Genomic DNA, 21,776 nt, shown 5'->3' with positions numbered 1-21,776 from the left:
CAGGATAATTAAACGGGAGGTGTTCATATGGAGTGCAGGAGCGTTGGAGCGTTGTTTGACGCCGTGAGCGGATCGGTGAGGGAGAAGGGTGAAGGGGTCGAGGTGGTCGACGAGGCGAGGCTGCGTTCGACGGACATGGACATCCTGGCCTACAACGCGGCGGCCGCCGGGGATCCGGAGGTCAAGGCGGCGGCGCAGCGGATAATCACGGCCGCGGCCTGCAAGTGCGGCGTCTGCCCGGCGTCCATACAGGGGCTTTACGAGGCCATGGGCCGCGGCGAGTGCGGAGGCTTCACCGTGCCGGCCATAAACCTGAGGGGGCTCACCTACGACAGCGCCAGGGCCGTCATCAGGGCGGCCGAGCGCAACGACACGGGCGCCGTGATATTCGAGATCGCCAAGAGCGAGATAGGTTATACGGACCAGCGTCCATCGGAGTACGCCTCCCAGGTGCTCGCCGCCGCCGTGAAGGAGGGATACGGCGAGCCGGTCTTCATCCAGGGCGACCACTTCCAGGTAAACGCCAAGAAGTTCGCCGCCGACAGCGCCGCCGAGGTGGACTCCCTCAAGGCCCTCATAAAGGAGGCCGTGGACGCCATGTTCTACAACATCGACATAGACGCCTCCACGGTCGTAGACCTCTCCAAGCCCTCGGTCGACGAGCAGCAGCGCCCCAACTACGAGACGACGGCGACGCTGACCGGCTATATAAGAGACATAGAGCCCGAGGGCGTAACCGTCTCGGTGGGCGGCGAGATAGGCGAGGTGGGCGGAAAGAACTCGACCGAAGAGGAGCTGCGCGCCTTCATGGACGGCTTCCTGCGCACTACGGCGGGCCGCTTCAAGGGCATAAGCAAGATCAGCATCCAGACGGGCACCTCCCACGGCGGCGTGGTCCTGCCCGACGGCTCCATAGCGCAGGTCAAGGTCGACTTCGACACCATCGAGAGGCTCTCGGAGGTGGCCCGCAGGGACTACGGCCTTGCAGGCGTGGTCCAGCACGGCGCCTCCACCCTCCCCGACGACGCCTTCCACATCTTTCCCGAGCGGGGCACGGCCGAGGTGCACCTGGCCACGGGCTTCCAGAACATAATCTACGAGAGCGAGGCCCTGCCCTCCGGGCTGCGCGACGAGATGTACCGCTACCTCATGGACAAACACGCCGACGAGCGCAAGGAGGGACAGACGGAAGAGCAGTTCATCTACAAGACGAGGAAGAAGGCCTTCGGACCCTTCAAGGCGAAACTGCTAAGCCTCGACGCCGAAAGACGGGCCGCCATAGGCCGGGAGCTGGAGGAGCGCTTCGACTTCCTCTTCAAGAAACTCAGGGCCGTGGGAACGGCCCGGTACGTCAAGAAATATATAACGGGTCAATGAGACGGCCGGTGGGGCGTCCCGCAGTGAGGGGGCGCGGCAAAGGCGCCTCCCTTCACCGGGAGGCTCCGCCGGGAGATCGATAGAAAGGAGCGGTTGGAGGGTTATGCTTTCAGGGACCCAGTTACGTGTAGGCATGAACATCATCTTCAAGGGCGAGCCCCACAAGGTGTGGGCCGTGCAGCATCTCACCCCCGGCAACAAGCGCGGGCTGGTGCAGACCAAGCTGCGCAACCTCCACACCGGCGTGAGCTTCGACCATCGCTTCCGCTCGGACGACAAGGTGGAGCGGGCCGTGCTGGAGCAGCACGAGATGGAGTACCTCTACGCCGACGAGGGGGGCTACCACTTCATGAACACCGAGACCTACGAGCAGACGGTGCTCACCGGCGAGGACCTCGGCGACGCCGCCAGTTACCTGGTGCCCAACGTCAAGTTCATGGTCGAGTTCTTCGAGGGCAGGCCCGTAGGCGTCGCGCCGCCCAAGGTCGTGGAGCTAAAGGTCGTTGAAACGCCGCCCAACCTCAAGGGCGCCACGGCGGCGAGCTCGCAGAAACCGGCCACCCTCGAGACCGGCCTGGTGCTCAACGTGCCGTCCTTCATCGAACCGGGCGACTTGGTCCGCATCGACACTGTGGAGGGCAAGTACCTTGAAAGGGCCAAGGAATAGGGAAATTCCGATTAACTGCACTGAGGGAACCTTTTTGTAAAAGGGTCATGGACCCACGGTTCCCTCAGACTCCCTCCAAAAACTTTCAATTTGCTCCTCGAGCCGCGTTGGCTTTCATGCTCGCTGATGAAACGAGGTTCTTCAGCCCAAGTTAAAAGTCTTTGAAGGGGGTCTGGGGGGAACCGTGGGCCTATGGCCCTTCTGCAGAAAGTTTCCCCCAGGCTGCCCGCGCCGGCTGCCTCGGGGGGGCTGTACCGGGGGATTCGGGCCGCAAAGGCGTAAAAATCCCGCCTGGCGCGGGCCGAACCCCCGGTACAGCCGAAGAACCGAATAACATACGATGGGGCAGGGGGAAACACTGACCCCTGGCCCTTGTCAAGGAAGTTCCCCCCGGAACATCGGCCTCAGAAGAGCGGGTGGTGTTCCTCTCCCGAGTCGTAAGGGACCTGGTTGCCCAGGATCTTCCACTCTCCGTTTTCGCGCACGAGCTGGTGGGTGGCGAACTTCCACGAGTCTATGACACCGACCGTGCCCTCATCGGCCGACGGCACGGCAGGCTCGCCCAGCAGCAGCCCTCCGCACTTCATCCTCGCGTAGTCGCCAGAGACCTCGATCTCGTAAATTCTGTGATCCATGTCGAGCTGATCGAAGTGGCGGAATATCTGCTCCCACTGGCGGCGCACGTCGGCCTTGCTGTAGCCGGAGTTGAGGTATTTCGTGGCGTAGAGGGAGAGGACCGAGTCGAGGTCCTTTTGCTTGGCCGACTCGATGGCGGTGGCGAAGAGCGAAACGATGTCTCGATACTGGGGGGAGTCCTTCTTGACGGTTCTGTAAGCCGAGTCGCTCGGCAGTTTGATATCGGCCGCCGCCCTGTCGGAAACGAAGAAGACAAGCGCGAAGACAAGGACACAACCTGGTACGATGAACCTTTTCATCTCGACCTCCTCTTGCTTAAGGGGTTTTTCCGGGGGAAACCGGGGGCTTCCCCGTGGGTCACACTTCACAGTCGGCTCATCAAAGGCGCTTACTGAATCTCTCGGCGAACCTTTCCAGGCTGAACGTTCTCTTCCGTCACCTCCTCTCCTCCGTGGACTTCATCGAGGATGGTTATTATAGTCATAATTTCCAGGATTGCAAGCCTCTTTTTCACGGGCGGCCGCCGGCGCGGCGCACCGCCTTGCGGCGCCCTGAAATAAGTGGTAAAAAGAAATCATGGACGTGACCGAGAAAGTCGACATGCTGCCCGCCGCCCCCGGCGTATACATGCTCAAGGACGGCGAGGGCCGCATCCTCTATATAGGCAAGGCCAAGAACCTCCGCTCCCGCGTGCGCTCCTACTTCCACCGCTCCGGGGACACGCGCTACGCCGTGAGGTTTCTCGTCGACAGGACCAGGGACATCGACTGGATGGTGACGGCCAACGAGAAGGAGGCCCTCATCCTCGAGGACAGGCTCCTGAAGATGCACCGTCCCCGCTACAACATACGCCTCAAGGACGACAAGACGTATGTCTCCATCAAGATAACGGTCAACGAGCGGTTCCCCCGCATACTGGTGACGCGGAGGGTAAGGCGCGACGGCGCCCGCTACTTCGGCCCCTACGCATCGGCCCGGCAGGTGCGCGAGACGATAAAGTTTCTGCGGCGCATCTTCCCGCTCTGCGTGTGCAGCCCCGCCGAGTTCCGAAACCGCAGGCGTCCGTGCCTGGACCACCAGCTCGGCCTTTGCAGCTCCCCGGCCACCGGTCATATAAGCGAGAAGGACTACGGCGAACTCGTAAAGGGGGCCGTCATGTTTCTCGAAGGGCGGAACACCGAGCTTGTGAAGGGGCTGAAGCGCTCCATGGAGGAGGCGGCCCGCAGGCTCGACTTCGAGCGGGCCGCGGCGCTGAGAGACAGGATGGCGGCCATAGAGTCGATGCTCGAGGAACAGAGCGTGGTGTCGCGCCGCGACCGTGACCGCGACGTCTTCGCCGTGGCCGAGGCCGGCGGCAGGCTCGTGGTGAAGGGGCTCTTCGTGCGAAGGGGCGTGCTCATCGGCGGCGTCCACTACGAGCTGCGCTCTTCGGGTCTGCCGCTCGACGAGGTGGTCGGCTCCTTCGTTACGGCCTATTACCGGGGGGAACGCTTCATACCGGACGAGGTCATCGTGCCCGTGCCGGTCGAGGGCGGCGACGCTGCGGCCCGCTGGCTCACCGAGCGGCGGGGCCGCAAGGTCGAGGTCATATGTCCGCGCCGCGGCGAGAGGAAGCGGCTTGTGGAGATGGCCGAGGTCAACGCCCGCTCCATTCTCGGAAAGGAGAGGGACGAGGCGGCGGCGAGGCTCGCGGTGCTCGAGGCCCTGGGCGCAAGGCTTCGCCTCGGCGCGGCCCCGAGGGTCATCGAGGCCTTCGACATATCGAACCTCGGCGACGAGGCCGTGGGCGCCATGGTGACGTTCGTCGACGGCGAGCCGTGCAAGGACCGCTACCGGCTCTACCGGATCGGGAGCCGTGGGCCCGACGACTACGCCATGATGCACGAGGTCCTGACAAGGAGGCTTCGAAACGCCGACGAGCCGGCGGCGGACCTGGTGCTCATAGACGGCGGCAAGGGTCAGCTCAACATGGCGCTGCGGGCGGCCGCCGAACTCGGCGTGACGGGGCTTCGCTTTGCGGCCCTCGCAAAGGACAGGCCCCAGGGCAAGGCCGGCCGCCGTCACGCAGCGGCGTCGGGCCCCGGCGAGCGCGTATATCTGCCGGGCCGAAAGGACCCGGTGGCGCTGCGCCGGGGCTCGCCGGAAGACCTCCTTCTCATGAGGATAAGGGACGAGGTCCACCGTTTCGCCGTCGGCTACCTCAGGCGGCGCAGGCGAAGGACCGTGGGCTCGGCGCTCGACGGCGTTCGGGGCGTGGGTGTGAAGAGGCGCCGGGCCCTGCTCGAGCGCTTCGGCTCGGTCGAGGCCGTGGCCGCGGCGAGCCTGGAGGAGCTGTGCGCCGTACCCGGCATGACCCGTCCGGCGGCCGAGGCGGTCCATGCCGCCCTTCGCCGCTGCGGGGAGGGTTGAATGGGCCGGCGTGGAGGCTGCACCCGCGCCGCACCGTCCCGGCGCTCTCCGGCGGCCGTAGAGGCGCCCCCCGGTGCTCGGCCGTGAGCTGGGACAGAGCCGCGGCGCCCTGGTCCGGGCCGCCCCTCTCGCGCCGGCGGCGCTCGCCTTCGGCGCGGGCATATGGACCGCCAGGGCCGTGGACCCCGGGCTCTGGACGGCGCTCCTCCTCTTCGCCCTCTCCTTCTGCGCCGCGGCCTTCGCCCTCGCGGGCGGCAGGGCCGCTCCCGCGGCCGTGCTGCCCGTCTTCTTCATGCTCGGCCTCTGGACCATGGCCCAGGGGCTTGAGAGGAACCTTCCGGCCGATCACATAGCGCGCTTTGTCGGTGGAGACGGCGGCCCCTTCGATACGGTGACCGAAGGGGAGGTCCTCGCCGTCGAGCCGCGACGGCGCTCGACGACGCGCCTGTACGTGGAGGCCCGCAGGCTTTACGGCGACGGTGTTGAGCGGGCCGTGAGCGGAACGGTGCTCCTCAACGTGAGGGGCGACGTCGGCTTGCGGCCGGGTGATACGGTGAGGTTCGCCGCCTCGCTGCGAAGGCCGGCGAATCTCGCAAACCCAGGCGGCTTCGACTACGAGTGGTGGCTCGCCCGCAGGGGCGTCTTCGTCAAGGCTTACGCGCCGAGTCCCCTGCTCGTCGAAAGGCTCTCCGAGGGCGGGGCTTCGCTTCGCAGGCTCGCCTATTCGATAAGGAGCCGTATGGCGGCGCTCATCGACGCGGCGGGCCTCGAGAACGCCGGTGTCGTCAAGGCCCTCGTAACAGGCCTGCGCCACGACGTGCCCGACGAGGTGACGAGGGCCATGGCCCGAAGCGGCGCGGCCCACCTGCTGGCCATCTCGGGCCTTCACGTGGGACTCGTCGCCTTCTTCTTCCACCGGGTCGCGCTCTTTCTCCTCACCCGTTCGCAACGGCTCATGCTCGCCCTGAACGTGAGGAAGGCGGCGGCCCTGTTGGCCGTCGGCCCGGTCCTCCTCTACTGCGCCGCAAGCGGTTTCGCCAGGCCCGCCCAGCGGGCGGCCGTCATGGCGGCGGCTCTCATCGGCGGCTACCTCCTCGACCGCGGTCACGCCCTCTACAACGCCGTGGCCCTTGCGGCGCTGGTCATACTGCTCGTCTCTCCCGGTGCGCTCTGGGACGCCTCCTTCCACCTCTCCTTCGCCGCCGTCATCGCCATCGTATACCTGCTGCCCAGGCTCAAGGCGCTGATCGAGGACAGCGGCGCTTCATCCCCCAGCCGAAGGCCCCTCAGCCGAAGGCTCCTTGGGGAGGGGACGGCCCTCTTCCTCGTCTCCCTCGCCGCCTCGGCCGGGACGTGGCCGCTCACGGCCCGCCACTTCAACACGGTCCCGCTCATCGGTCCCCTCGTCAACATGGCGGCCGTGCCGCTCGTGGGGTTCGCGGCCCTGCCGGCGGGGCTTGCGGGCGCCGTGGCGGGTCTCTTCTCCGAGAGCCTTGGAGCCGCTCTCCTCGGGGCCGCGGACCTGGCCGTCGCAGCGGTGGTGCGCCTTGCCGGCTTCGCCTCGGAGCTTCCCCTCGCCTACCTTACGGTCACGACACCGACGACGGTCGAGATCGCCTGTTTCTACGGCGCCGTCGTATGCCTCGTCGAGCTGCGGCGCGCGGGGTGGGCGCCGCCGCTTCTGGCCGCCTGCGTAGCGGTGCTCGCCGCCTTCCAGGCGGCCCTCTACTGCGCGAACGCGGCGGACAGGGAACTCAGGGTAACCTTCATGAGCGTGGGCCAGGGCGAGTCGGCTCTGGTGGAGTTCCCCGGCGGGGTGCGCATGGTCGTCGACGCCGGAGGCGGCTTCGGCCCCGGCTACGACGCCGGCGAGCGCATAGTGGCCCCCTTCCTGTGGCACCGGCGCATATCCGCCGTGGACTACGCCGTTCTGAGCCACCCCCAGGCAGACCACGGCTCGGGACTTCCCTTCATCGTGCGGAGCTTCGGCGTCAAGCGCCTCCTCCACGGGGGCGGCCCCCTCTGCTGCGGTCTCGACGAGGCCCTGGCCGGGACGCCGGCCGTCGTCGAGCCGCGCGGCGCATGGACCGGTCCCCTCGAAATAAACGGCGTGGTCCTGCGCTTCTTCAACCCCCCTTCGCCCGATCCCGCGGGTGGCGATGTTAACGACCGCTCGCTCGTCATGAAGCTCACCTACGGGCGCAGGAGCATACTCTTCACCGGCGACATAAGCTCGGACGTCGAGCGGCGTCTCGTCGCCGAGGCTGGCCCCGCCCTGCGCTCCGACGTGCTCAAGGCGGCCCACCACGGCTCCGGCGGCTCGTCGTCGGCCGCCTTCATCGAGGCCGTCTCGCCCGGCTACGCCGTCGTCTCCGCCGGAAGGGACAACAGGTTCGGCTTTCCCCACGCCGAGACGCTCCGGCGGTTCGCCGCCGCGGGCGTCGAGGTCCTTCGCACCGACCGTGACGGCGCGGTGACGGTCATAACCGACGGCGAAAGGCTGGAGGTGAGAAGCTGTTTGACCGACCGCTGCTTGTAGAGTATTATGAAAACTCTGAGGAAATTCCGATTAATCGCCCTGGGGGAAACTTTCTGTAGAAGGGCCATAGGCCCACGGTTCCCCCGGTGAAAAAACGGGAGAGCGTCCCATGAAGGTTCTGATCGCCTGTCTGCTGGTCTTGGCGCTGCCCGCGGGTTCTGCCCGGGCCGAGATATACCGGTGGGTCGATGAAGAGGGGGTTGTGCACATTACGGACGACCTCCACAAGGTGCCGCAGGAGTATCGCGGCAAGGCCGAGGTGATGGAGAGCTCGCCTCCCCCGGAGAAGCCCGCCAGGCCCGCGGCGCCGCAACGGAGGCCGCCGGCGGAAGAGGAAGAAGAAAAGGAAAGGCTCTACGGCGGACAGCCGCTCGGCTGGTGGGAGGACCTCTTCAGGCAGAAGAGGGAGGAGATCGCCGGCCTGGAGTCGAGCATAAGGGAGAAGGAGCGCTTCGTGGAGGCCTTTGAGAGCGGCCGGCGCTTCGGTCAGATATTCAGCGACGAGTACATAAGGCGTTACGAGAAGTACAAGGCCGAGCTCCCGGCCGACAGGAAGACCCTGAAAGCCTACAGGGAGGAGCTCGACAGGCTGGTGAGAAAGGCGCGGGCCCTGGGGGTGCCGAGGAGGATAAGGGGCGAGTGAAGGCACGGAGAGCCTCTTCGTTCCGGCCGCCGCACGAAGTGCGGCGGCCGTTTTGCTTTCGAAGGGACCGGAGGCCGGGCGATGTTGAAAGACGGTGGATAAGTCACGCCGACCCGCGGTGAGCTTTTTTACGGTAACAATCCTTGCGGGGTTACTTTTTTTATCTTTACGGCAAAGGACCGATCCCGGGGGAACTTGCCGTAACCTAACGCACTGTAAGACAAAAACGAAGAGTATCCACAGTCTGTCAATAGGCCGGGAGACCCATATTTCCCTTGACAAGCCGGGAAATAAGGAATATAGTTAGTCCACAAGGCATGGTGAAGGCATAAAGTGGAAAATAGTGGTACGGCGGCTCCCTTGCTCCCCAATCCATCCCCGGGGCTTATAGATGTTCAGAGGCAGGTACGAACATACCATAGACTCGAAGGGGAGAGTCAGCATACCTTCCAAGTTCCGGGAGATCCTCGCCGAGCTCGGTGAAAGCAAGCTCGTCATCACGCAACTGGACGGCGCCCTCATAGCATATCCCTACAAGGAGTGGACCATCCTCGAGGAGAGGATGGCCGGTCTCTCCGAGTTCAAGAGCGATACGAGAAGGTTCCTGCGAGACTTCTATTCGAGCGCCTTCGACTGCACCATAGACAAGCTCGGCAGGATACTCGTGCCCCAGTCGCTGCGCTCCTACGCCCGCCTCGACAAGGACGTCATGATCATAGGCATCTTCAGGCAGTTCGAGATATGGAGTAAAGAGCTCTGGGAGGAGAGGGAGAAGAACAAGTCCCAGGAGGAGATCTGCGACATGCTCGACAGGCTCTCCTTTTAGGGGGAGGCCGTGATGGGTGAGCCGGGCCAGGCCGTCCCCCACAGGCCGGTCATGGTCCGGGAGGTGACGGGGCTCCTGGTCCGTGGCCCCGGCGGCTTCTACGTGGACGGCACGGTCGGGGCCGGCGGCCACGCCGAGGCCCTGCTCGAGGCGAGCGGACCGCAGGGGCGGCTTCTCGGCATGGACCGCGACGCCTCGGCCCTGGCCGTCGCGGCCCGAAGGCTTGCGCGCTTCGGATCGAGGGTCGAGCTCGTAAAGGGGGATTTCAGGGAGATGAAGGCGGTGCTGGCCGGGCGCGGCGTCGAGGCCGTCGACGGCGTGATCCTCGACCTCGGTGTCTCGTCCATGCAGCTTGACGAGCCGGGCCGGGGCATGAGCTTCCGCCGCGACGAGAGGCTCGACATGAGGATGGACCGCGAGGGCGGCCTCTCGGCCCTGGAGCTCGTCAACGGCGCCGACGAGGGGGAGCTTGAGAGGATCATACGCGCCTTCGGCGAGGAGCGCGCGGCCCGCGCCATAGCGAGGGCCATTGTCAGGGCGAGGGAGCGCGCACCCATAGAGACGACCGGAAGGCTCGCCGCCGTTGTCAGGGAGGCCGTGCCGGCGCGCCTTCGCCCCAGGTCCATAGACCCGGCGACGAGGACCTTCCAGGCCCTGAGGATAGCGGTCAACAGGGAGCTCGAAGGGCTCGACGCGGCCATCCGCGACGCAGCGCAGCTTCTTCGGCCCGGCGCAAGGCTCGCGGTCATCGCCTTCCACTCGCTGGAGGACCGCATCGTCAAGAGGACGTTGAGGGAGCTCGCCGCGCCGTGCGTCTGCCCGCCCGGCCTTCCGCGCTGCGCATGCGGGCGCAGCCCCCTTGCGAGGCTCCTGGGCCGGCGGGCGCGCAGACCCTCGCCCGCCGAGACGGAGAGCAACCGGAGGGCGCGAAGCGCAAGGCTCCGGGTCGTTGAGAGGATTTGAGAAGACCCGCCGCCCGAGGCGGGGAGGCCCACCGGGCCCAGGGAGGTCGATATGGCTCATGCCGCCACAGGGTCCCACGCCCCCGGCGTGCTCGGACGCCAGGACGTAAAGACCAGGAGAAGCATAAGGAACACGGACTTCCTCCTCATAACGCTGGTGGCGTCCTTTCTGCTCGTGGCGGCCACCTGTGTCTACCTCTGGTGCAGGCTCATGGTCGTCCATATAGGGTATGAGATCACGAAGGGCACGCAGGTCGCCACACGCCTCGAGGAGACGAACAGGCGGCTGCGGCTCGAGATGACAAGGCTAAAGTCGCCGGAAAGGATTGAGCGCATCGCCTCGGGGGAACTCGGTCTCGCCTACCCCTCCGGTGAGCAGATCATCCGTGTCAGATGAGCGCCCCCCCATACCTGCGCTACCGCGTCTTCTTCACGCTCGGCCTCTTCTTCCTCTTCTTCGTCGCCGTCTTTCTCAGGGCGCTGCGCATACAGGTCATAGACGGAGGCAGATATGCCAGGCTCGCCCAGGCGCAGCACACTTGGTCCAGCAAGCTCAAGCCCCAGCGCGGCGACATCTACGACCGTAACGGCGAGGAGCTGGCCGTGAGCATATGGGTCGACTCGGTGTACGTCCACCCGCGGCTCGTGGAGTCGAGGGAACGGACAGCCGCGGCCCTGGCCTCACTGCTCTCGATGGAGCGGCGCAGGGTGAGAAGGCTTATCGATTCGGAGAGACCGTTCGTATGGATCAAGCGCCAGGTGGACCTCGACCGCCGCAGCCTCGAGGTCATCTCCTCGCTCCCCGGCGTGGGCGTGCGCAAGGAGAGCAGGCGCTTTTACCCCGCCGGTGGGCTCGGCGCAAACGTCATAGGCTTCACCGGCGTCGACGCCAAGGGGCTCGAGGGCATAGAGCTCTACCACGACTCCACGCTCGGCGGAGCGCCGGTAAGGCTCGTCGGCTCGCGCGACGCCCGCGGAAGACCGCTTCTGACGAGCGCGAGCGGGCGGACCGCGGGACTGGACCTGGTGCTGACCCTGGACAGGACCGTCCAGTACATCACCGAAAAGGCCCTCGCCGATGCGCTGTCGCGCTACGGGGCGAAGGCGGCGACGGCGGTGGTCATGGACCCCTTCACCGGAGAGGTGCTCGCCATGGCCGCCTCGCCGGGCTTCGACCCCAACGACTTCGGCGGCTACGGCCCGGACCGATGGAGAAACCGCGCCGTAACGGACATCTTCGAGCCCGGCTCCATACTGAAACCCTTTCTGCTCGCCGCCGTACTCGAAGAAGGGGTCATGGGGCCCCACGACCTCGTTTACTGCGAGAACGGCCGCTACCGCGTGGCCGACCGGGTCTTTCACGACCTCAAGCGCTTCGGCTGGCTCTCGCTCGAGCAGGTCATCAGGTTTTCGAGCAACATAGGGGCGGCCAAGGTGGGAGAGATGCTCGGCGGCAGACGGCTCTACCGCTACCTGCGCCGCTTCGGCTTCGGCGAGAAGACGGGCATAGAGCTGCCCGGCGAGGCGGCCGGCATGCTGCGCCATTACAGGCGGTGGTCGGCCGTCACGGTGGACACCGTATCCTTCGGCCAGGGCATATCGGTGACGGCCCTGCAGATGGCCGCCGCCGTCTCGGCGCTGGCCAACGGCGGCTACCTCATGGAGCCGCTCATCGTCAAGGCCCTGCGCGACCGCGACGGCCGCGTGGTGCGCTCGACGGCGCCGAGGGTGAGGCGCAGGGTCGTCTCCGAGGCGACGGCCCGCAAGGTCGCCGAGATACTCGTCGGCGTGACCAGGCCGGGCGGCACGGGCACGCTGGCCGCCATAGAGGGCTTCGAAGTGGCGGGCAAGACCGGAACGGCACAGAAGCCCGACCTTGAAAGGGGCGGCTACCGCGACGACGCCTACGTGGCCTCGTTCATAGGCTTCGTGCCCGCCCGGGCGCCGCGGCTCGCCGTGGTGGTGGCCATAGACGAGCCGCAGGAGACGATATTCGGCGGCAGCGTGGCCGCGCCGGTCTTCCGGGAGATCGCCTCGCAGAGCCTCGCCTACCTGGGCGTCTTTCCCGAGACGGAGGCGAAGGCGGCGATACGGACAGCGGCCCTCACCGCAGCAGGGGGCGACACCCGCCGCGACCGCCGCTACGAGGTCCGCTTCCAGGGAGAGGACGGAGAAAGGGTGGTGCCCGACTTCAGGGGCAAGACCATGCGCATGGCCCTCAGGGAATCGGAACGGCTCGGCGTGCGCCTTGAGCTGCGCGGAAGCGGCAGGGCCGTAACACAGCTCCCGCCGCCGGGCGCACCGCTCTCCGGCGAGGGTCCGGTGACGGTTACCTTCAGGTGAGAGCGGCCGGGCTCACCGGCCCCTTTCGAGGCCCTTTCAGAGGTTGAGAAACGATGCGCCTTGAGAAGCTCATAGAAGGCATGGAGTGCGAGCTGGTGAACGCCGCGAACCCGGAGATCGGCGGCATATGCTGCGACACGCGCGAAGGCGGGCTCCAGTCGGCGCTCTTTGCGGCACTGCCGGGGACAAAGGCCGACGGCGCCGACTTCGCCGCCCGGGCGGCGGCAGAGGGGGCGGCGGCCATCCTCGCCGAGGCTCCAATCGGCAACGTGGACATTGCGCAGGTGATAGTCCCCGACGTGAGGGCCGCCCTTGCGCGGATCTCGGCCCGCTTCCACGGCCGCCCCGGAGACAGGCTCACGCTGGTGGGCGTGACGGGCACAAACGGCAAGACGACGACGACCTATCTCATCGAGTCCATACTCAAGGCCTCGGGCAGGAAGACCGGCCTCGTGGGCACGGTGCGCACAAGCTGCGGGGGCACGAGCCGCCGGTCGATCATGACCACGCCCCAGGCCCCGCAACTCCAGCGCATGCTCGCCGAGATGGTCGACGCGGGGGTTACGCACTGCGTCATGGAGGTCTCTTCCCACGGCCTCGACCAGCGCCGCGTGGACTCCCTGAGCTTCGGCGTCGCGGTCTTCACCAACCTGAGCCGCGACCACCTCGACTACCACGGGGAGATGGCCGCCTACTTCGAGGCGAAGAGCAGGCTCTTCACAGAGCTCCTGGCCGACCCGGCGCGGGCGGCCGTCAACATCGACGACCCCTGGGGCGCAAGGCTTGCAAGGCGGCTGCCCGGGGCCCTGACATACGGTCTCGGCGAAGAAGGCGGGGTCCGCCCCCTGGAGCGCGCCGTCACGGCGTCGGGCATAGAGGCCGTCGTCGCAACACCGGCCGGAAAGGTGCAAGTGAGTTCACCTCTTCTTGGCGAGTTCAACCTGATGAACATACTGGCCGCCGTGGCGGCGGCCGCGCTGCTCGGCATAGAGAGGGAGGCCGTCGAGGCCGGCGTAAGAGGACTTTCGAGGGTGCCGGGCAGGCTCGAGGCCGTAGGCGGCGAAAGCCTCCCATTCCGTGTGCTCGTCGATTACGCCCATACGGCCGATGCCCTGGAAAGGGCGCTCAAGGCGGTGCGTCCCCTCACGAAAGGACGGATCATAACGGTCTTCGGCTGCGGCGGAAACCGCGACAGGGGCAAGCGGGCGCCCATGGGCGAGGCGGCCTCGCGGCTCTCGGACCTCGTCATCATCACCTCCGACAACCCCCGCGACGAGGACCCGCTGGAGATAACAGCCGAGATAGAGGCCGGTGTGAAGGGGCTTGAAAAGCTCGCCGCCGACGACCTCGAGGCCCGAAGGGGCTACATGGTCGCAGCCGACAGGGCCGAGGCCATAAGGCGCGCCGTGGCCGCGGCGGCGAAGGGCGATACGGTGCTCGTCGCCGGCAAGGGCCACGAGGAGTACCAGCAGACAAAGGGCGGGCGCAAGACCCCCTTCAGCGACAGGGCCGTCATCGAAGAGGCCGTCCTCGAACTCTACGGTGAAGGCGCGGCCGCGACGGGGAGATGAGGCCGTGGCCACCGTAAGCGGCCAGCCTTCGCCACCGGGAAGCGGCGGAGCCGTCCGCCCGCGGCCCCGGACCTACTCGATCGACGAGCTCGCCGCCGCAATGGACGCCGCGGTGAGCGGACGCCGGCAGACGGCGGTCAGAGGCTTTTCGACCGACACGCGGCGCATCAGCCCGGGAGAGCTCTTCTTCGCCCTCAGGGGCGGGAACTTCGACGGCCACGACTTCGCCGCCGAGGCGGTAAAGCGCGGGGCTATCGGCGTGGTGGCGAGCCGGCACCTTGATCTGCCGCCGGGGACGGCCCTTCTCGTGGTGGACGACACGCTCCGGGCCCTCGGAGATACGGCCCGTTACGTGAGGTCGCTTCACGGGCTGCCGGTGATCACCGTCACCGGCTCGGCCGGCAAGACGACGACCAAGGACATGACGGCCGTGATCCTCTCGGCGGGACGCCGGGTCCACAGGACCGAGGGCAACAGGAACAACCTCATAGGGCTGCCCCTTACCCTGCTCGACCTGAGCCCCCGGCACGAGGCCTGTGTCGTCGAGCTCGGCATAAGCCTGCCCGGCGAGATGGAGAGGCTCGCCGAGATAGCCGCGCCCGACGTTGCGGTGATAACCAACATAGGCCGGGGCCACGTGGGCGGGCTCGGCTCGGTAGAGGGTGTGGCCAGGGCCAAGACAAGCCTCTTCGCCTCGCTCGGAACCGGAGGCGTGAGGGTGGTGAACATCGACGACCCGTGGATAGCGCGCATGGAGAAGGACCTTCTCGGCCGCGGCGCGCTCAGGGGCGAGAGGATAACCTTCCGCCCTTCTCCAGGTCCGGGGAAGGCCGACGTGACGGTACGGGACGTCGAGGTCGATGGCTTTTCGCTCAGCGTCGTCTACGACGTGAGGGGGACCGCGGCGCGGGTGCGTTTCCCCTCGCCCTGGGTGTGCAACGCCGCAAACGGCGCTGCCGCCGCGGCCGCCGCCCTCGCGCTGGGAGCGACGGCCGGCGAGATAGAGACGGGGCTCGACGGCTTCGTCCCAGAGGGAGCGAGGATGCGCATCGTGCGAAGCGGCGGGCTCACCATACTGGACGATACGTACAACGCAAACCCCGAATCCGTCGTCGAGGCCTTGCGGGCCCTCTCCGCCTCGAAAGGCAGGAAGGTCGCCGTCATGGGCGAGATGCTCGACCTCGGCGACGAGGCCGAGACGGCCCACAGAGAGGTGGGCGCCGCGGCGGCGGACCTCGGCATAGACGTGGTGGTGGCCGTCGGCGACTACGCCGCCCAGGTCATGGAAGGAGCAGCGTCGGCGGGACGCAAGACCGCGCTCCACCCCTTTGCGTCGAAAAGGGAGGCCGCACGCTCCCTGAAGGCCATACTGAAAGAGGGAGACACGGTGCTCGTAAAGGGATCAAGGGCCGCAGCCATGGAAGAAATAATAAAAACCCTCGTCACCGAAGACTCTGATTGACTGCACTGAGGGAACCTTTTTGTAAAAAGGTTCCCTCAGACTCCCTCCAAAAACTTTTAACGCGACTTGGTTTCTCCCTGTTTTGCCAAGCAAAACAGGGAGAAACCAAGTCGTATTAAAAGTCTTTGAAGGGGGTCTGGGGGAAACTTTCTACAGAAAGTTTCCCCCAGGGTAGAAATTGCGCCGGGGCGAGGGTGTATAGAGAGAGGTGGATGTTATATCACTTTTTATATCCGCTGGCCAAGTATCACACGGTCTTCAACGTATTTCAGTACATTACGTTCAGGACCATTTACGCCATGCTCACCTCTCTGGTGTTGAGTTTCATAATAGGTCCTTATCTGATAAGGAAGCTCAAGAGCCTGCAGGTTGGCGAGGTCATCCGCGAGGACGGGCCGGCCCGTCATTTCAGCAAGGCCGGCACGCCCACCATGGGTGGGGCCATAATCCTGCTCGTGCTGCTCGTATCGGTGCTCCTTTGCGGCAATTTCGGCAACGAGTACCTCTGGATCGTGCTCTTCGTCACCATAGGGTTCGGCGGCATAGGTTTCGTGGACGACTACAAGAAGGTCGTGGAAAGGGACCCCGGGGGGCTTCGTCCCCTCGCCAAGTTCACGGCCCAGGTGGCGGTGGCCGGAGCGGCCGCCGTGCTCCTGTACATGGGGGGGATGAACACGGCCGTGAGCATACCCTTTTTCAAGGGCGTGAGCATAGAGATGGGCGTGCTGTACGTACCGTTCGCCATGCTCGTCATCGTGGGGACGTCCAACGCCGTGAACCTCACCGACGGGCTCGACGGGCTCGCCATAGGTCCCATGACCATAGCGGCCGCGACGTACATGCTCTTCGCCTATCTGAGCGGTCACGTGAAGATCGCCAACTACCTCCAGATAACGCACGTGCCCTACGCCGGGGAGCTTACGGTCTTCGCCGGGGCCATGGTGGGCGCGAGTCTGGGCTTTCTGTGGTTCAACACCTACCCGGCCCAGGTCTTCATGGGGGACATCGGGGCGCTCTCGCTGGGAGGGGGGCTCGGCACCCTCGCCCTCCTTACAAAGCAGGAGATACTGCTCGTCGTGGTGGGCGGCATATTCGTCGTCGAGGCCCTTTCGGTCATATTCCAGGTGGCCTCCTACAAGTTGAGCGGCCGCAGGGTCTTCGCCATGGCGCCCATACACCACCACTTCGAGCTCAAGGGATGGGCCGAGCCGAAGATAATCGTGAGGTTCTGGATAATAGCCATCATACTCTCGCTCATAGCAATAAGCACCTTGAAGCTCAGGTAGAGGCGATGGAGGCCGTGGGGTTGAAGAGACCGGGGGGAGCGCAGGAGCTTTGCGGCAGGCGGGTGGTCGTCGTGGGACTGGGACGCAGCGGACTGGCCGCGGCCCGCTTCCTGCGCGCCGTTGGCGCCGAGGTGACGGTCACCGACAGGGCGCCGCGCGGAACTCTTGCCGGGGCCGACGAGCTCGAGGCCCTGGGCGTGAGGGTCGAGGCCGGGGGGCACGGCGGCGGAACCGTCGCCGGAGCCGAGCTCGTGGTGACGAGCCCCGGTGTTGCGCGAGATGCCGGGGTGCTCGACGAGGCGCGCCGCGCGGGCGCCGAGGTGATAGGCGAGCTCGAGCTCGCCTGGCGCTGCATCGACGAGCCCGTCGCCGCCGTTGCCGGAACCAACGGCAAGTCCACCACCACGGCGCTGCTCGGCGCCATGCTCGAGGCGGCGGGCATGAAGGTCTTCGTGGGCGGCAACATCGGAACACCGCTCATCGAGTACGCCGCGTCGGGGGAGAAGGCCGACATATGCGTTGTCGAGGTGAGCAGCTTCCAGCTCGAGACCGTAAGCAGCTTCAGGCCCCGCGTTGCCGTGCTGCTCAACATAACCGAAGACCACCTCGACCGCTACGAGGACTTCGACGACTACGCCCGCACCAAGATGAGGCTCTTCGAGAACCAGGGGCCCGGCGACTTCGCCGTGGTCAACAGGGCCGATCCCGTGGTGATGGGGCTCGTCGGACGGATGAGGCCCGCCTCGCGGCTCATAGGCTTCGGAGGCCGGCCCGGCGCGGACGGTGTCGTCATCGAGGGCGGCAGGGTGGTCTTCCGCCTCGACGGCCGCGAGGAGTCCATGGACATGAGCCGCTTCGGACTCGCCGGCGCCCACAACAGGGAGAACCTCGCGGCCGCCTTCGCCGCCGCCATGGCGCTCGGCGCGGCGGCCCGCTCCGCCGAGCGCGCCGCCGCGGCCTTCAGGGGCCTGCCCCACAGGATGGAGCTCGTGGGCGAGTTCGGCGGCGTGCGCTACTACGACGACTCCAAGGCCACCAACGTGGGAGCGGTGGTGAAGACGCTCGAAGGTATCGACGGTCCCGTCGTCCTCATAGCCGGAGGCAGGAACAAGGGCGGCGACTTCTCGCCCCTGAGGGAGGCCGTGAAGGGACGGGTGAAGCTGACCGTGCTCATCGGCGAGGCCCGCTGCGAGCTCGAAGCGGCGCTCTCAGGCGCCGTGCCCACGCGCCTTGCGGGGGGGATGGCCGAGGCCGTGGCCGCGGCGAGAGAGGCCGCCTGCGCGGGCGATACGGTGCTTCTGAGCCCGGCCTGCGCGAGCTTCGACATGTATCGCGGCTTCGAGGAGCGGGGCGAACACTTCAAAGAGGTGGTGGAGGCCTCCGCGGCGGAGGCCGGAAGGAGCTGAAAGGGGAGCGCGGCGAATGACCACGAGGGGGACGATAGCGGCCGCCGTGGCCGACGACGCCGACCGGTGGGTGACCGTATCCGCCGTGCTGCTCGTGGGGATCGGGATCGTGATGGTCTACTCGTCCAGCTACGTCATGGCCATGGAGCGCCTCGGCGACGAGTACCATTTCTTCAAGCGCCATGTATTCTTCGCCATCATCGGCTTCGGCCTCTTCGCAGCGGCGAGCCGGCTGCCCTACACCATATACCGTCGCGCGGCCTATCCCCTTCTCATTGCGGCGGCGGCGGCGCTCATGCTCATATTCGCGCCGGGCCTGGGCAGCGAGGTCGGCGGCGCGAGAAGGTGGGTAAGGATCGGCCCCGTGGGGTTTCAGCCCTCGGAGTTCGCGAAGCTGGCGGTCATAATCTTCCTGGCCTACTCGCTTTCACGCAGGGCCGGGCGCATAGGGAGCTTCGCCTTCGGCTTTCTGCCCAACGTGCTCATACCGGGGGCGGTCATCGCCCTGATCCTGGCCGAGCCGGACCTGGGCACGGCCGTATCGCTGGGGGGGCTGGTGGTGCTCATGAACTTCGTGGCCGGGGCCAGGCTCAAGCACCTGGCGGGACTGGTGGCCGTAGCGGCGCCGGTGCTCTTCATCGTAGTGACGCGCTACGAGTACATGATGCGCAGGATACTCATATTCCTCGACCCATGGAAGGACCCTACGGGCGCGGGATTCCAGACGGTCCAGTCGCTCGTGGCCTTCGCCTCCGGCGGACTCGGCGGCGTGGGGCTCGGCGAGGGGATGCAGAAACTCTTCTACCTCCCGGAGGCCCATACGGACTTCATACTCTCGGTGGTGGGCGAGGAGTTCGGCCTCATCGGAGTGAGCGCGATCATGGTCCTTTACATCATCTTTCTCGTCGGCGGGACGACCATAGCCATGAGGGCCAGGGACCTCTTCGGCTCCTATCTGGCGCTGGGGCTGACCTTCATGGTGGTCCTGCAGGCGATGGTGAACATGGCGGTCGTGCTCGCCATGCTGCCGCCCAAGGGGTTGCCGCTGCCCTTCGTGAGTTATGGAGGGACCTCGCTGATAACGAACCTGGCCGCGGCCGGCATGCTGCTCAACATACACGTCAGGGGGAACAGGGCGTGAAGCTTCTGATGGCCGGCGGCGGCACGGGCGGCCACCTCTTTCCCATAATAGCCCTCGCCGACGAGTTCCGCAGACGGGTGAAGGGCGTGGAGATAGTCTTTGTCGGAGGCAGGGGGGGGCTCGAGGAATCGGTCGTTCCCCGCCACGGCTACGAGCTCCGTCTGCTCAACGTCTCGGGGCTCAAGAGGAAGAAGGGCCTGGAGTTCGTGAAGGCCCTGGCAAGGGCGGCGGGCTCGACGGCGAGGGCCGTGGCCCTTCTCAGAAAGGAGAGGCCCCACGGCGTCATAGGCAGCGGCTCGTACTCCTCGGGGCCCGTTGTCCTCGCCGCGGCCATGCTCGGCATCAAGACCGCCATACTGGAGCAGAACGCCGTGCCCGGGCTCACCAACAGGCTGCTCGGCAGGTTCGCAGACAGGATATACATAGCCTTCGACGAGGCGGCCCGCTCTTTTCCGCGGGAGAGGACCCGGCTCACCGGCAACCCCGTAAGAAGGGAGGTGCTCGAAAGCATGGGCAAGAGAGTGGATGTCAGAGGAGAGAGGTTCACGCTGCTCGTCTTCGGAGGCAGCCAGGGCGCCACGAGCATAAACGCCGCGTTCCTGGACGCCACCGAGTACCTCACCGATATCTGGAGCAGGCTCCGGGTCGTGCATCAGACGGGAAGCGAAGGCTACGAGGCCGCGGCCGCGGCCTACCGGAGGAAGGGACTGAAGGTCGAGCTCCACCGCTTCATCGAAGACATGGGCGAGGCCTACGCCTCGGCCGATCTCGTGGTATGCCGGGCCGGCGCCACGAGCATCGCCGAGATCATGGCCCTGGGGCTGCCCTCCATCCTCGTCCCCTACCCCTTCGCCTCGGACGAGCACCAGGAGGTCAACGCCCGCTATCTGGAGAGCAGGGGCGCGGCCGTCATGCTCCGAAACGACGAGCTCACGGGCAGCACCCTCGCCGCGGCCATCAGGCGCTTCTACGCCGACCCCGTGGAGCTGAGGCAGGTGCGCCACAGGGTGAGGGAGCTCGCCAGGCCGGCAGCGTCGGTGGCCATCGTGGACGACTACATGAAGATGTTCATGAGCAACGGTCTCTGAGGACATGTACAGGGGACGGATAAGGAACATACACTTCATCGGCATCGGCGGCGTCGGCATGAGCGGCATAGCCGAGGTGCTCATCAACATGGGCTACGCCGTCAGCGGCTCCGACCTTGCGGCCTCGAAGACCACCGACCGGCTCGCCTCACTCGGGGCCCGCATATTCATAGGCCACAGGGCGGGCAACGTCCACGGCGCCCACTGCGTGGTCTACTCCTCGGCCGTGCGTCCGTCCAACGCCGAGATGGTCGAGGCCGCAGACCTCCAGATACCGATAATCCCGCGGGCCGAGATGCTCGCCGAGCTCATGCGCATGAAGTACGCCGTCGCCATAGCGGGAACCCACGGCAAGACGACGACGACCTCCATGGTGGGGGCCATACTGGGACGCGCCGGACTCGACCCCACCATCGTCACCGGAGGAAGACTCAACTCCATAGGCACCAACGCAAGGCTCGGCGGCGGAGACTACCTCGTCGCCGAAGCCGACGAGAGCGACGGCAGCTTCCTCAAGCTCACGCCCACCATAGCCGTGGTGACCAGCATAGACGCCGAGCACATGGACCATTACCGCGACATGGAGGAGGTCAGGCGCTCGTACCTCGACTTCATGAACAAGGTCCCCTTCTACGGGTGCGCCGTCATATGCCTCGATCACCCGGTGATCCAGGGGCTCATCCCCCACGTCAAGCGCCGTGTCATAACCTACGGCCTCACGGCCCAGGCCGACATGCACGGCCGCAACGTGGTGCACGAGGCCATGAGCACGTCCTTCGAACTCTGCGTCGGCGACGAGTGTCTGGGCAGGGTGAGACTCGGGATGCCCGGCACCTACAACGTCTACAACGCCCTCGCCGCGGCGGCCGTGGCGCGCGAGCTCGAGGTGGACTTCGAGGACTTCAGGACCGCTATGGAGGAATTCGCCGGCGTTGAGCGCCGCTTCCAGATAAAGGGCGAAGAAGGCGGCGTCATGGTGGTCGACGACTACGGCCACCACCCCGTGGAGATACGGGCCGTGCTCGCGGCGGCCAAGAGCGGCTGGTCCAGGCGGGTGGTGGCGGTCTTCCAGCCCCACCGCTTCACGCGCACCCGCGACCTCTACGACGACTTCATAACGGCCTTCAACGACGCCGAGCGCCTCATACTCACCGAGGTGTATCCGGCCGGCGAGGAGCCCATCGAGGGGGTCAGCGGCAGAAGACTCTATGAGGGCGTGCGCCGCCACGGCCACAAGGACGCGGCCTTCGTCGAGCGGCTCGAAGAGGCGGCAACCCTGCTGGCCGACACCGTCGAGCCCGGCGACATGGTCATAACGCTCGGGGCCGGAAACGTCTGGACCGTGGGAGAAGAGCTCCTCCGGCTTCTGAGGGGCCGCGGCGGCGCTGCCGGAGCGCAGCCCTGAAAGCGGCCCCCTGAA

Annotated in this window: 17 protein-coding genes; 16 read left to right on the top strand and 1 reads right to left on the bottom strand. The window is 66.2% G+C overall.

The window, feature by feature from the left end:
• The first annotated feature begins 27 nt into the window (after window positions 1-27).
• Both ENJ37_07190 and efp read left to right on the top strand, forming a co-directional pair.
• The gene (locus ENJ37_07190; protein ID HHL40273.1) at window positions 28-1,377 is read left to right on the top strand and encodes an aldolase; all 1,350 of its coding nucleotides are present in this window, start codon (window positions 28-30) and stop codon (window positions 1,375-1,377) included.
• 103 nt (window positions 1,378-1,480) lie between these two features.
• Entirely contained in the window at window positions 1,481-2,044 is a 564-nt protein-coding gene (gene efp, locus ENJ37_07185) for an elongation factor P (GenBank protein HHL40272.1), read from the top strand.
• Window positions 2,045-2,448: 404 nt separating this feature from the next.
• Here efp and ENJ37_07180 read toward each other — a convergent pair whose 3' ends face one another.
• Window positions 2,449-2,979 carry a hypothetical protein gene (locus ENJ37_07180; GenBank protein HHL40271.1) on the bottom strand — a complete coding sequence of 177 codons (531 nt, stop codon included), beginning with the start codon at window positions 2,977-2,979 and terminating at the stop codon, window positions 2,449-2,451.
• Between the two features lie 277 nt (window positions 2,980-3,256).
• Here ENJ37_07180 and uvrC point away from each other — a divergent pair, with 277 nt between their 5' ends.
• The 14 genes from uvrC (at window position 3,257) to ENJ37_07110 (ending at window position 21,761) form a co-directional block, all read left to right on the top strand.
• A complete protein-coding gene (uvrC, locus tag ENJ37_07175) occupies window positions 3,257-5,089 on the top strand; it encodes an excinuclease ABC subunit UvrC (protein ID HHL40270.1) in 1,833 nt (610 codons plus the stop codon).
• A 73-nt stretch (window positions 5,090-5,162) separates the two neighbouring features.
• A complete protein-coding gene (locus ENJ37_07170) occupies window positions 5,163-7,628 on the top strand; it encodes a DNA internalization-related competence protein ComEC/Rec2 (GenBank protein ID HHL40269.1) in 2,466 nt (821 codons plus the stop codon).
• Window positions 7,629-7,737: 109 nt separating this feature from the next.
• Complete coding sequence (locus ENJ37_07165; GenBank protein HHL40268.1) at window positions 7,738-8,271, top strand: DUF4124 domain-containing protein; 534 nt, start codon at window positions 7,738-7,740, stop codon at window positions 8,269-8,271.
• Window positions 8,272-8,662: 391 nt separating this feature from the next.
• A complete protein-coding gene (gene mraZ / locus ENJ37_07160) occupies window positions 8,663-9,097 on the top strand; it encodes a division/cell wall cluster transcriptional repressor MraZ (protein ID HHL40267.1) in 435 nt (144 codons plus the stop codon).
• Between the two features lie 12 nt (window positions 9,098-9,109).
• Window positions 9,110-10,060 (top strand): 16S rRNA (cytosine(1402)-N(4))-methyltransferase RsmH, encoded by a 951-nt coding sequence (gene rsmH / locus ENJ37_07155; GenBank protein ID HHL40266.1) that lies wholly within the window; start codon window positions 9,110-9,112, stop codon window positions 10,058-10,060.
• A 51-nt stretch (window positions 10,061-10,111) separates the two neighbouring features.
• On the top strand, window positions 10,112-10,456 hold the full coding sequence (gene ftsL / locus ENJ37_07150; protein ID HHL40265.1) for a cell division protein FtsL: 345 nt from the start codon (window positions 10,112-10,114) through the stop codon (window positions 10,454-10,456).
• Window positions 10,453-12,402, top strand: a complete 1,950-nt coding sequence (locus ENJ37_07145; GenBank protein HHL40264.1) for a penicillin-binding protein — start codon at window positions 10,453-10,455, stop codon at window positions 12,400-12,402. Before ftsL ends, ENJ37_07145 begins: the two co-directional genes overlap by 4 nt.
• Window positions 12,403-12,455: 53 nt before the next feature.
• Window positions 12,456-13,973 carry a UDP-N-acetylmuramoyl-L-alanyl-D-glutamate--2,6-diaminopimelate ligase gene (locus ENJ37_07140; protein HHL40263.1) on the top strand — a complete coding sequence of 506 codons (1,518 nt, stop codon included), beginning with the start codon at window positions 12,456-12,458 and terminating at the stop codon, window positions 13,971-13,973.
• A gap of 4 nt (window positions 13,974-13,977) precedes the next feature.
• On the top strand, window positions 13,978-15,435 hold the full coding sequence (gene murF / locus ENJ37_07135; protein ID HHL40262.1) for a UDP-N-acetylmuramoyl-tripeptide--D-alanyl-D-alanine ligase: 1,458 nt from the start codon (window positions 13,978-13,980) through the stop codon (window positions 15,433-15,435).
• Between the two features lie 212 nt (window positions 15,436-15,647).
• Complete coding sequence (locus ENJ37_07130) at window positions 15,648-16,721, top strand: phospho-N-acetylmuramoyl-pentapeptide-transferase (GenBank protein ID HHL40261.1); 1,074 nt, start codon at window positions 15,648-15,650, stop codon at window positions 16,719-16,721.
• Window positions 16,722-16,726: 5 nt separating this feature from the next.
• Window positions 16,727-18,127: a UDP-N-acetylmuramoyl-L-alanine--D-glutamate ligase gene (gene murD / locus ENJ37_07125; protein HHL40260.1), complete on the top strand. Its 1,401-nt coding sequence runs from the start codon at window positions 16,727-16,729 to the stop codon at window positions 18,125-18,127.
• Window positions 18,128-18,143: 16 nt separating this feature from the next.
• Window positions 18,144-19,268: a putative lipid II flippase FtsW gene (gene ftsW / locus ENJ37_07120; GenBank protein ID HHL40259.1), complete on the top strand. Its 1,125-nt coding sequence runs from the start codon at window positions 18,144-18,146 to the stop codon at window positions 19,266-19,268.
• Window positions 19,265-20,356, top strand: a complete 1,092-nt coding sequence (gene murG / locus ENJ37_07115) for an undecaprenyldiphospho-muramoylpentapeptide beta-N-acetylglucosaminyltransferase (GenBank protein ID HHL40258.1) — start codon at window positions 19,265-19,267, stop codon at window positions 20,354-20,356. Before ftsW ends, murG begins: the two co-directional genes overlap by 4 nt.
• A gap of 4 nt (window positions 20,357-20,360) precedes the next feature.
• Window positions 20,361-21,761, top strand: a complete 1,401-nt coding sequence (locus tag ENJ37_07110) for a UDP-N-acetylmuramate--L-alanine ligase (GenBank protein HHL40257.1) — start codon at window positions 20,361-20,363, stop codon at window positions 21,759-21,761.
• Window positions 21,762-21,776: the final 15 nt, after the last annotated feature.

The organism is Deltaproteobacteria bacterium (genome assembly GCA_011375175.1).
Lineage (GTDB): Bacteria > Desulfobacterota > GWC2-55-46 > GWC2-55-46 > DRME01 > DRME01.
This window is presented reverse-complemented; position numbering and strand designations above follow the sequence as displayed.

Bases quoted from the DNA above. Each gene is read 5' to 3' on its own strand.
- ENJ37_07190 (HHL40273.1), top strand. From the start codon at position 28: ATGGAGTGCAGGAGCGTTGGAGCGTTGTTTGACGCCGTGAGCGGATCG.
- efp (HHL40272.1), top strand. From the start codon at position 1,481: ATGCTTTCAGGGACCCAGTTACGTGTAGGCATGAACATCATCTTCAAG.
- ENJ37_07180 (HHL40271.1), bottom strand. From the start codon at position 2,979: ATGAAAAGGTTCATCGTACCAGGTTGTGTCCTTGTCTTCGCGCTTGTC.
- uvrC (HHL40270.1), top strand. From the start codon at position 3,257: ATGGACGTGACCGAGAAAGTCGACATGCTGCCCGCCGCCCCCGGCGTA.
- ENJ37_07165 (HHL40268.1), top strand. From the start codon at position 7,738: ATGAAGGTTCTGATCGCCTGTCTGCTGGTCTTGGCGCTGCCCGCGGGT.
- mraZ (HHL40267.1), top strand. From the start codon at position 8,663: ATGTTCAGAGGCAGGTACGAACATACCATAGACTCGAAGGGGAGAGTC.
- rsmH (HHL40266.1), top strand. From the start codon at position 9,110: ATGGGTGAGCCGGGCCAGGCCGTCCCCCACAGGCCGGTCATGGTCCGG.
- ftsL (HHL40265.1), top strand. From the start codon at position 10,112: ATGGCTCATGCCGCCACAGGGTCCCACGCCCCCGGCGTGCTCGGACGC.
- ENJ37_07145 (HHL40264.1), top strand. From the start codon at position 10,453: ATGAGCGCCCCCCCATACCTGCGCTACCGCGTCTTCTTCACGCTCGGC.
- ENJ37_07140 (HHL40263.1), top strand. From the start codon at position 12,456: ATGCGCCTTGAGAAGCTCATAGAAGGCATGGAGTGCGAGCTGGTGAAC.
- ENJ37_07130 (HHL40261.1), top strand. From the start codon at position 15,648: ATGTTATATCACTTTTTATATCCGCTGGCCAAGTATCACACGGTCTTC.
- murD (HHL40260.1), top strand. From the start codon at position 16,727: ATGGAGGCCGTGGGGTTGAAGAGACCGGGGGGAGCGCAGGAGCTTTGC.
- ftsW (HHL40259.1), top strand. From the start codon at position 18,144: ATGACCACGAGGGGGACGATAGCGGCCGCCGTGGCCGACGACGCCGAC.
- ENJ37_07110 (HHL40257.1), top strand. From the start codon at position 20,361: ATGTACAGGGGACGGATAAGGAACATACACTTCATCGGCATCGGCGGC.